Origin of the sequence: Bradyrhizobium sp. (assembly GCF_019242285.1) — a bacterium.
Lineage (GTDB): Bacteria > Pseudomonadota > Alphaproteobacteria > Rhizobiales > Xanthobacteraceae > Bradyrhizobium.
Genome location: NZ_JAFAVV010000574.1, coordinates 1 through 9,766, shown reverse-complemented (window position 1 = coordinate 9,766; position 9,766 = coordinate 1). Strand labels below are relative to the sequence as shown.

At 65.1% G+C, this 9,766-nt stretch carries 10 protein-coding genes; 6 read left to right on the top strand and 4 right to left on the bottom strand.

What is annotated here, in order from left to right; all coding sequences use genetic code 11:
- The coding region (locus JOY90_RS23275) for a molybdopterin cofactor-binding domain-containing protein (RefSeq protein WP_291693461.1) at positions 1 to 1,245 on the bottom strand (1,245 nt) is incomplete at its 3' end.
- 1 nt (position 1,246) lies between these two features.
- Positions 1,247 to 1,699: a (2Fe-2S)-binding protein gene (locus tag JOY90_RS23270; RefSeq protein WP_291693460.1), complete on the bottom strand. Its 453-nt coding sequence runs from the start codon at positions 1,697 to 1,699 to the stop codon at positions 1,247 to 1,249.
- A gap of 393 nt (positions 1,700 to 2,092) precedes the next feature.
- On the opposite strand from JOY90_RS23270, the gene xth reads away from it, so the two are divergent.
- A complete protein-coding gene (gene xth / locus JOY90_RS23265) occupies positions 2,093 to 2,860 on the top strand; it encodes an exodeoxyribonuclease III (RefSeq protein ID WP_291693459.1) in 768 nt (255 codons plus the stop codon).
- A 6-nt stretch (positions 2,861 to 2,866) separates the two neighbouring features.
- Here the strand turns inward: xth and JOY90_RS23260 are convergent, their stop codons facing one another.
- The gene (locus JOY90_RS23260; protein ID WP_291693462.1) at positions 2,867 to 3,235 is read right to left on the bottom strand and encodes a GFA family protein; all 369 of its coding nucleotides are present in this window, start codon (positions 3,233 to 3,235) and stop codon (positions 2,867 to 2,869) included.
- Positions 3,236 to 3,320: 85 nt separating this feature from the next.
- Positions 3,321 to 3,626, bottom strand: coding sequence for a hypothetical protein (locus JOY90_RS23255; RefSeq protein WP_291693458.1), 306 nt, complete (start codon positions 3,624 to 3,626; stop codon positions 3,321 to 3,323).
- A gap of 244 nt (positions 3,627 to 3,870) precedes the next feature.
- Here JOY90_RS23255 and JOY90_RS23250 point away from each other — a divergent pair, with 244 nt between their 5' ends.
- The 5 genes from JOY90_RS23250 to purF all read left to right on the top strand — a co-directional run.
- On the top strand, positions 3,871 to 4,764 hold the full coding sequence (locus JOY90_RS23250; protein ID WP_291693457.1) for a prohibitin family protein: 894 nt from the start codon (positions 3,871 to 3,873) through the stop codon (positions 4,762 to 4,764).
- A 163-nt stretch (positions 4,765 to 4,927) separates the two neighbouring features.
- Positions 4,928 to 5,323 carry an MAPEG family protein gene (locus tag JOY90_RS23245; RefSeq protein ID WP_291693456.1) on the top strand — a complete coding sequence of 132 codons (396 nt, stop codon included), beginning with the start codon at positions 4,928 to 4,930 and terminating at the stop codon, positions 5,321 to 5,323.
- An 878-nt stretch (positions 5,324 to 6,201) separates the two neighbouring features.
- Positions 6,202 to 7,650, top strand: coding sequence for a DNA repair protein RadA (radA, locus tag JOY90_RS23240; RefSeq protein ID WP_291693455.1), 1,449 nt, complete (start codon positions 6,202 to 6,204; stop codon positions 7,648 to 7,650).
- Between the two features lie 148 nt (positions 7,651 to 7,798).
- Positions 7,799 to 8,425 (top strand): CvpA family protein, encoded by a 627-nt coding sequence (locus JOY90_RS23235; RefSeq protein WP_291693454.1) that lies wholly within the window; start codon positions 7,799 to 7,801, stop codon positions 8,423 to 8,425.
- Positions 8,426 to 8,470: 45 nt separating this feature from the next.
- Positions 8,471 to 9,766 (top strand): amidophosphoribosyltransferase (gene purF, locus JOY90_RS23230; protein WP_291693453.1); only part of this gene is annotated, 1,296 nt, incomplete at its 3' end.

Here is a 9,766-nt window from a genome sequence, read left to right as displayed (position 1 = left end):
GAGCAGCGCGCAGTGCACGACGACGTTCTTCTGGTCGAAGCCGAGCCGCTTGGCGAGGTCGTCACGCGCCCCGCCGGGCGATTGCGTCGAGGTCCAGACCTCGAGCTTGCCGTCGGCGATCCGGGCGGTCGCCGCCGGCGGCTCCATGGTGGCGTGGGCGATATGCGGCGAATAATATTCCGCCGTGATCACCTTGGCCGCCGATTTCAGCGTCCCTTCGGCATCGCCCTCGCTGCGCTCGACCCGACCGGGCTTGCGCACGGCGTCCTCGAGCTCGGCCTTGTAGGCGACCGAATCGAACGAGGCGTTCGGGCCGTCATCCCAGGTGATCTTGAGCGCATCGCGGCCCTTGATCGCGGCCCAGGTGTTCTTCGCGATCACTGCGACGCCCCCGAGCGGCGAATAGGCGGCCGGCGGCGGCGTGCCGTCGAGCTTCACCACCTTGACGACGCCGGGCACCTTCATGGTGGCGCTGTCGTCGTAGGAGACGACCTTGCCCTGCACCACCGCCGGCCGCTCGATCACGGCATACAGCGTGCCGGGCAGCCTCACGTCCTGGCCATACACCGCCTTGCCCGTGGTGATGTCGTGGAGGTCGACGATGGTGACCGCGCCCTTGCCGATATAGCGGAACGCGCTCGGCTTCTTCAGTTGCAACGAGTCGAGCGACGGCGCCGGCAGCGCGGCGGCATCGGCGGCGAGCTCGCCATAGCCGAGCTTCTTGCCGGACACGGTGTGCAACACCTCGTGGAAGCGCGCCTCGACTTCGGCCGGATCGACGTTCCAGCGTTTGGCCGCCGCCTGCTCCAGCATCTTGCGGGCGCCGGCACCGACCTGCCGCATCGGCTGGATGAAATGACGCACGCTGCGCGAGCCGTCGGTGTCCTGGTTGCCGTAGGTCTCCTCGTCGCCGGGCGACTGCACGACCTTGACCCGCGACCAGTCGGCATCGAGCTCGTCGGCCACGATCATCGGCAGCGAGGTGCGGGCCGCGCCCGTCCCCATTTCGGCGCGAGCGGCCTGGATGGTGACGAGGCCGTCCTTGTCGATCGAGACGAAGATGTGCGGGTTGGTGACGACGCCGTGCGGCATCTTGTCCGCGCCGGTCGCATAGGCCATGGCCTGGCGGGTGGCGGGAAACTGCGCGGCGAGCACGAAGGCGCCGGTGGCGCCGATGCTCTTGAGCATCTGGCGGCGGCTGACATTGGCGAGGACGACGTTCTGCTGATTGCGATGATGGGTCATGTCACGCTCCCTTCGAAGCGGCACGAACGGCCGTGTGGATGCGCTGATAGCAGCCGCAACGGCAGATGTTGCCGTACATGGCGTCGTCGATTTCCTTGTCGGTCGGTGCGGGTGTTTTCGCGAGCAACGCCGCGGCCTGCATGATCTGCCCGGCCTGGCAATAGCCGCATTGCGGCACGCTGACATTGCGCCAGGCAACTTGCACCGCGTGATCGCCGGTGGGATGGAGGCCTTCGATGGTGATGACGGCCTTGCCGGCGACGTCGGACATCGGCACGCCGCAGGCGCGGACGGCGTCGCCGTCCAGATGCACGGTGCAGGCGCCGCAGAGCGCGACACCGCAACCGAATTTCGTTCCCGTCAAACCAAGTTCGTCGCGCAGATACCACATCAACGGCATCGACGGATCGCCGTCGAACGACCGTTCCTGCCCATTCACTTTGAGCGTGACCATTGCTTCCTCCGATGGCGGGTTTTTGAGGTCGCGGGCCGCCGCCTCTCAGCCCGTGACGATGCCGGATACCGGCGGCCGGTCGACGATCACCGCCACATGCGGTGCTCGAGGCCGGCAGTTCTCAAATTGACGAAACGCGCAATCACGATGCGACATGGACATTCGCATCGTCAGTCCGAGCAAATGCTAGCGCGTCGTCGCCTGTCCGCAAGAAGAATTCTAAAGTCGCGGACGGCGTCCCTGCTGCCGAGCGCCTCGTAGGCCCCGCTCAACGGCCCGCGGTAATGTCCGCCACGAACCTTACATCTTTCGGCCTCAGAAAAACCTTGTCGCGGCGCCCCGTCGCGTATCTGGTGCCGATAGTCCAAGCTTGCTGTCGCGTTCAGCCCAATGATGAAGATCGCCACCTTCAACATCAACAACGTCAACCGGCGCCTGCCGAATCTCCTGCGCTGGCTCGGCGCGGCGAAGCCCGACATCGTCTGCCTGCAGGAATTGAAGGCGGCCGACGGCGAGTTCCCCTCCGCTGCGATCGAGAAGGCCGGCTACCATGCGGTCTGGCAGGGACAGAAGACCTGGAATGGCGTCGCCATCCTGGCGAAGGCTGAGCCGGTGCTGATCCGCACCGGATTACCGGGTGACCGTACCGACCATGAGGCGCGCTACATCGAGGCGGCGGTGTCCGGCATCGTCATCGCCTGCCTTTACGCACCGAACGGCAATCCGCAGCCGGGACCGAAATTCGACTACAAGCTCGCCTGGCTCGCACGGCTGAAGCGCCATGCGGCGAAATTCCTGAAGCAGGACCTGCCCGTCGTGCTCGCCGGCGACTACAACGTCGCCCCGACCGGGCTCGACATCTATCCCACGCGGTCTTGGGACAAGGACGCGCTGATCCAGCCCAAGAGCCGCGCGGCATTCGCTTCGCTCGTGGCGCAAGGCTGGACCGATGCGCTTCGCACCCAGCATCCCCAAAAACCGATGTTCACGTTCTGGGACTACAAGCGCACCCGTTGGCCGCGCGATGCCGGCCTCCGTCTCGATCATCTCCTGCTCAGCCCGGCGCTCGCGTCGCGCCTCGCCAAATCCGGAGTCGACCGCAAGGTGCGCGGCGAGGAAGGCGCCAGCGACCACGCGCCGGCGTGGATCTTGCTGCGATGATGGGCATCACCACAGGTTCTTGCCGTCGATGACGGTCACCGGCACCGCATCGAGATCGAAATCATCGAACAGGCGCGAATTGACCCCGACCCTGGGATTGTCGAAATCCGGCTTGCCGCTCGACCAGTCCGGCGATTCGGAATAGGTGCCGCAGCCGCAATTGGCGCAGAAGTGATGCTGGACGGTGCGGCTGCCCCACCGATAGGTCGCGACGTTGTCCGGCGACGACGTCAGGCGGAATTGCGTTGGCGTGTAGTAGGCCCACAGCGCGCCGCGTTTCGAGCACAGCGAGCAGGTGCAGCGTGTCACGCTCTCGGGCGGCGCGCTGACCTCGAATTGCGTGTTGCCGCAGTGACAGCTTCCCTTGATCGCCATGATCCGCCTTCCTTTCTGAACGTCCGGCATGGCAAGGCTCATAGCCCAGGGCTGCTGCCAGCCTGCTGTCAGCAGCTACAACAGATCAGGTCGAAAGCCGTTCCGCATTCGCCGCGACGTGCGCCCGATAGCGCCTGACGATCGAGCCGACGCTGGCGCCCCCGATCCAGTCCGCAACGGCCTCCCAGGCGGCGGCGAGCTTCTCGCTCACCATCAGGCAGGCCTCCTGCCCGGCATCATCGTCGCCCTGGGCGAACTTTTGCAGCCGCAGCCGCACCACCTCGCTCGATTCCAGCGCCAGCATGGCGCCGGCAAACCAGGGAAAGCCGTCGTCCGAGCCGGAAAGGACCGCGTGGCGGTCGAGGGTGGAGAACTGGTGACCACGCATCATCGCAATACTCGAATTCTTCGAAGGTGCAATGAATTGGATACACCTCAAATTTTAAGAACCGGTCGCAATCCGCCTCGCTTTTTTCGTCCCGCCGATACTGCCAATTAACCAACAGCCCAGGACGGAGACAATCGGACACGACTGAACTTCTCCGCGATCATGTCACACTAAGTGAGGCGCGCGTCACATCGTGGCCGGCGGAATGGCCGTAGCGCCGCGCGCCTTTGTCAAATGGGGAACCACTATGTTCAGAGGACTGGCTTCACTCGCGATCGCAGGCATCGTCGGCCTTGTCGTGCTCACCGTCGCCTTCGGGAGCTGGTACACGGTCGATCAGACCGAGCGCGGCGTGCTCCTGCGCAACGGCGCCGTGATCGGTACCGCGCAGCCCGGCCTCGGCTTCAAGCTGCCGCTGTTCGACAGCGTCGAGAAGATCAGCGTTCGCACCACGACCTACACCTGGGACAAGATGAACTCCTATTCCTACGACCAGCAGCCGGCCGATCTGAAGATCAGCGTGACCCTGCGCGCCGCGCCGGAGAAAGTCGCCGATCTCTACGCCAAGTTCGGCAGGCTCGACGCCGCGGTCAACCAGGTCGTAAGCCCGGTCGTCAACCAGCAGGTCAAGGTCGTGTTCGGCCGCTACACGGCCGTGAAGGCGATCCAGGAGCGCGGTACGCTGAATTCGGCGATCAAGGACGCGATCTCCGATACGCTGAAATATGATCCAATGATCGTCATCGAGAGCGTCCAGCTCGAGAACATCGAGTTCAGCGCCAACTACCTGCATTCGATCGAGCAGCGCATGCTGGCCGAAGTCGAGGTGCAGAAGCTGCAGCAGAACGCCGAACGCGAGAAGGTACAGGCCCAGATCACCGTCACCCAGGCAACCGCCAAGGCCAATGCCATCCGCGCCGAGGCGCAGGCCAATGCCGACGCCACCCGACTGTCCGGCGAAGCCAATGCCGCCAACATCCGCGTCACGGGCGAGGCCGAGGCCGCCGCGATCGAGGCCCGCGGCAAGGCGCTCGCCACCAATCCGAACCTGGTGACGCTGGTGCAGGCCGAGCGCTGGAACGGCGTCCTGCCGACCACCATGGTGCCGGGCGCGGCCGTGCCGTTCGTGTCGGTGAAGTAGACCGTACCAGGATCGTTTTGGATGTGCCAACCGAAGTGGCACTCTCGCGCGGAGCCGCAAGTCGCCGCTATCTGTGGCACAGGCATTGTGACGCCAATGCACTTGGGAGGGCAGTTCGTGTCCCCGAAGCGACATTCAAGCGGTTGATGATATGCTGTTTGGTATGACCGTTGAACTCGGACTCCTCGCCGCAAGCGTGATGCTTGGCATTGCTCACATAATTGTCGTCTCACACTTGCAGAGTTGGCAACGAGGCTATCGGTGGACTGCCAGCTCAAGAGAACAGAACGTTGCACCGCTTACCGGGATTGCCGGACGGGCTGAGCGAGCGCTCAAAAACTATCTCGAGACTTTTCCATTCTTCGCGGCTGCAATTCTTGTCGTCTCGGAAACGAATGCACACAATTGGCTCACCCTGTGGGGCGCTCACCTTTATTTGTGGGGTCGCATCGCCTACTCGGCCCTGTATTTGGCGGATTTTCCTTTAGCTCGTTCGCTCGTGTGGAACATCCCAACGATCGGTATCCTCATGAACGTCGCGGGGCTGTTTGGTTCGTGAGAAGCCGGTTGCTGACGCGCTCCTTTGCGGTTTACGGCGCTGGCCTGTTCGAAAGCGCCGTCTCATCGAGCCATCCTTCCGATTTTCAGAATTTTGCTTGACCGCACCCCCAAAACAGTGTTTAATGCGCCCATCCTGTTCCGGCGAGAGGGGCGTTACGGCCGATCGTCACGAAACGCGGGGCGGGTTGCGATGGACGCGGTGGCATCGGCGCGCATTCTTGTGCGGACGAGCGATGCCGTTGCGGACGGCGAAATCGTGTGGTTCTGGCGCCCCGACGCTGGCGCTAAGTCTTGCGGAAGATGAGCCGCAAGGCGACGGGGGCAAGAAAGCCCGGTCCCCGGGAAGAGCACGTCATAAGCGTTAACACCATCGCGCAGGGAATGCCGGTGATCTCGGCTGAACCTGTGGTTCCTGCCCCGTGCGTTCTTGTTGCACGGGGGCCATGGGTGAGGCTGATTCACCCGGCATTCCCTGCGCCCTCTCGAATTCCGGAGGGTGGATCATGCAATGACTCGGGCGCAGCGCGCCGCGAGAACGGTGATACATGTCTGGACCGTACTCGCCCGCGATCGGATATTTCGCTCTGATGGGGATGGGGCTACAAGCGGCCGACAATCAATCCACCAGCTCATCTTCCTTCACCAGACGAGCGATTCCATGAATTCGATCGCCTCCAGGCGCTCCGTCCTCATCCTGAGGAGCAAGTCTTCGCCCTCAGGGCGAAGGCTTGCGTCTCGAAGGATGGCCGCTTGCACGGCCGTCGCCCTGGGCCATCCGTCGAGACGCATCGCTGGCGCGATGCTCCTCAGGATGAGGGTCGGAGGGACGCGGAGGCTGATATGATTCGAATTTCGACATCGCGCGGCTAGGCACCCATGGCCAAATCCACCCTCTCCTTCGTCTGCCAGAACTGCGGCGCGGCGTATAATCGCTGGCAGGGCAAGTGCGAGGCCTGCGGCGAGTGGAATACGCTCGCCGAGGAGGACCCGACCGGCAGCGTGCCGGTGTCGATCCGCTCCCGCCGCAAGGGCAGGACGTTCAAGCTGGAGAGTCTCGCCGGCAAGACTCAGGACGCCCCTCGGCTCTCCTCCGGCATGACCGAGCTCGACCGCGTCACCGGCGGCGGTTTCGTCCGCGGCTCCGTGCTGCTGGTCGGCGGTGATCCCGGCATCGGCAAGTCGACCCTGCTCACCCAGGCGACCAGCATGATGGCGCGCGCCGGCCACCGCACCGTCTACATCTCCGGCGAGGAGGCGATCGCGCAGGTGCGGCTCCGCGCCGACCGCCTGGGGCTCGCCGACGCGCCGGTGCAGCTTGCCGCCGAAACCTCGGTCGAGGATATCGTCTCCACCCTGTCCGAAGGCACGGTGCCGCGGCTGATCGTGATCGATTCGATCCAGACCATGTGGACCGACACCGTCGAATCGGCGCCCGGCACGGTGACCCAGGTGCGCGCCTCGGCGCAGGCTCTGATCCGGTTTGCAAAGAGATCCGGCGCGGCCATCATCCTGGTCGGCCATGTGACGAAAGACGGCCAGATCGCCGGACCCCGCGTGGTCGAGCACATGGTCGACGCCGTGCTGTCGTTCGAGGGCGAAGGCTCGCAGCAGTTCCGCATCCTGCGCGCGGTGAAGAACCGGTTCGGACCGACCGACGAGATCGGCGTGTTCGAGATGACGGGGCTCGGCCTCCGCGAGGTTTCCAACCCGTCCGAGCTGTTCCTGTCGGAACGCGATCTCGGCACGCCGGGAACCGCGGTCTTTGCCGGCATCGAGGGCACGCGGCCGGTGCTGGTCGAATTGCAGGCGCTGGTGGCGCCGACCTCGCTCGGCACGCCGCGCCGGGCGGTGGTCGGCTGGGACCCGAGCCGGCTGTCGATGGTGCTCGCGGTATTGGAGGCGCATTGCGGGGTCAAGCTCTCCGGTCACGACGTCTATCTCAACGTCGCCGGCGGCTTGCGCATCCAGGAACCGGCTGCCGATCTCGCCGCGGCGGCGGCCCTGGTGTCATCCCTGGTCAATGCACCCTTACCGACAGATGCGGTCTATTTCGGCGAGATTTCGCTGTCGGGCGCGGTCCGGCCGGTGGCGCAGACCGCGAGCCGGCTGAAGGAGGCCGCCAAGCTCGGTTTCGGCCGCGCGGTGCTGCCCGAATCGGCGCGCGGCGAGGTCGGCGGCGACGCAGGCCTCGCGCTCAACACGGTCGGCGGGCTGACCACGCTGGTGGCAGAGATCGCCGCACGCGGCAGTGCCAGGGGAAACAGGGAACGCGAGCCGGTGGAAAAAAATGCCACAGCGGCGAGATTCCGCCGGCCGGACGGCTAGCCGGAGGTGACGTTGCCCGCCCCCGCCGCTATACATCGCCGCGGCGCGCGGCTCCCCCAGGCGATGAGCTGCCCGCCCATTCACCTCGTCCGGCGCCAGATGGGCCGGTCCGGGCAGTTGCGGGCTTTGAAGCGGACCAGACCAGCCGATGCCGATCACGATCCTCGACCTCATCCTGCTCGGCGTCATGCTGATTTCGGGCCTGCTGGCGATGGTCCGCGGCTTCATGCGCGAGGTATTGTCGATCGCGGCCTGGGGCGCGGCGGCAATCGTGACGCTGTACTCCTTCAACAAGCTGTTGCCGACCGCGAAGACCTATTTCAACAACGATACCGTCGCCGCCGTGGTCGTGGTCGCCGGCGTGTTCGTCGGTACCCTGATCGTCGTGTCCGTGATCACGGTCCGCATCTCCGACATGATCCTGGATTCGCGAATCGGCGCGCTTGATCGTACCCTGGGCTTCCTGTTTGGTCTGGCCCGGGGGCTGCTGATCGTCGTGGTTGCCTTCCTGTTCTTCTCCTGGCTGGTGCCGGACAAGCAGCGGCCGGACTGGGTGACGGACGCCAAATCCCGGGTGGTATTGCAGGGAACGGGGGATTGGCTGATGTCGCTCTTGCCGGATGACCCCGAGAACACCATTTTGAAGAGATTCAAGAAGAATAAACCGGAAGATGAGCAGAGTGACGCCGGCGAGCCGCCCCCCGGTAGCGAGGGCTACAGCAAGCCCGCCCGCGACAGCCTTAAAAAGCTGATCGAGAAACCCGCGGCCAAGTGAACCTTGCCAGCTGAGAAGGTGATCTGGGCCAAGATGAGAGGCGCGATGGACGAGACCCGAACCGCAGAGCGCGACGCCGATCTCCATCCAAATCCCGGCACGGCCGGGATCGATCTCCAGGACGATCTCGAAGGGGACACGCTGCGCGAGGAGTGCGGCGTGTTCGGCATTTTCGGCCACCCCGCCGCCGGCGCGATCACGGCCCTCGGCCTGCACGCCCTTCAGCACCGCGGCCAGGAGGCGGCCGGCATCGTCTCCTTCGACGGCGCCCGCTTTCACTCCGAGCGCCGGCTCGGCCTGGTCGGCGACACCTTCTCCCGCAGCGAGGTGATCGAGCGCCTGCCCGGCACCGTCGCGGTCGGTCATGTCCGCTACTCCACGACCGGCGCCACCATCCTGCGCAATGTGCAGCCCTTGTTCGCCGAGCTGAACTCCGGCGGTTTCGCGGTCGGCCACAACGGCAATCTCACCAATGGCCTCAGCCTGCGCCGCGAGCTCGTGCGCAACGGCGCCATGATGCAGTCGACCACCGACACCGAAGTGATCCTGCACCTGGTCGCGCAGTCGCGCCGCAGCCGCTTCATCGACCGCTTCATCGAGGCGCTGCGCTCGCTCGAAGGCGCCTACTCGCTGGTCGCGCTGACCAACAAGAAGCTGATCGGCGCCCGTGATCCGCTGGGCATCCGGCCGCTGGTGCTGGGCGAGCTGGACGGCTGCCCGATCCTGGCGTCGGAAACCTGCGCGCTCGATATCATCGGCGCCGACTTCGTCCGCGATATCGAGCCCGGCGAGATCATCGTATTCGACGAGCAGGGCGCGCACAGCCACAAGCCGTTCCCGCCGAAGCCGCCGCGGCCCTGCATCTTCGAATACATCTATTTCTCCCGGCCGGATTCCATCGTCCATGGCCGCTCGGTCTACGAGGTCCGCAAGGCCTTCGGTGCGCAGCTGGCCCGCGAGAGCCATGTCGATATCGATGTGGTGGTGCCGGTCCCGGATTCCGGCGTTCCGGCTGCGGTCGGCTACGCCCAGCATTCCGGCGTGCCGTTCGAGCTCGGCATCATCCGCAATCACTATGTCGGCCGCACCTTCATCCAGCCGACTCAGGCGATCCGCGAATCCGGTGTGCGCATGAAGCACAATGCCAACCGCGCCGCGATCGCCGGCAAGCGCATCATCCTGGTCGACGATTCGCTGGTGCGCGGCACCACCTCGAAGAAGATCGTCCGCATGATGCGCGACGGTGGCGCCCGCGAGGTGCATTTCCGTCTCGCCTCGCCGCCGATCCTGTATCCCGACTATTACGGCATCGACCTGCCCGACCGCGGCGGCCTTTTGGCC

What these genes read in the sequence shown, in the direction of transcription:
- JOY90_RS23245 (WP_291693456.1), top strand. Translation starts at nt 4,928, where the DNA reads ATGACCGTTGAACTCGGACTCCTCGCCGCAAGCGTGATGCTTGGCATT.
- xth (WP_291693459.1), top strand. Translation starts at nt 2,093, where the DNA reads ATGAAGATCGCCACCTTCAACATCAACAACGTCAACCGGCGCCTGCCG.
- JOY90_RS23270 (WP_291693460.1), bottom strand. Translation starts at nt 1,699, where the DNA reads ATGGTCACGCTCAAAGTGAATGGGCAGGAACGGTCGTTCGACGGCGAT.
- JOY90_RS23235 (WP_291693454.1), top strand. Translation starts at nt 7,799, where the DNA reads ATGCCGATCACGATCCTCGACCTCATCCTGCTCGGCGTCATGCTGATT.
- radA (WP_291693455.1), top strand. Translation starts at nt 6,202, where the DNA reads ATGGCCAAATCCACCCTCTCCTTCGTCTGCCAGAACTGCGGCGCGGCG.
- JOY90_RS23260 (WP_291693462.1), bottom strand. Translation starts at nt 3,235, where the DNA reads ATGGCGATCAAGGGAAGCTGTCACTGCGGCAACACGCAATTCGAGGTC.
- JOY90_RS23250 (WP_291693457.1), top strand. Translation starts at nt 3,871, where the DNA reads ATGTTCAGAGGACTGGCTTCACTCGCGATCGCAGGCATCGTCGGCCTT.
- JOY90_RS23255 (WP_291693458.1), bottom strand. Translation starts at nt 3,626, where the DNA reads ATGATGCGTGGTCACCAGTTCTCCACCCTCGACCGCCACGCGGTCCTT.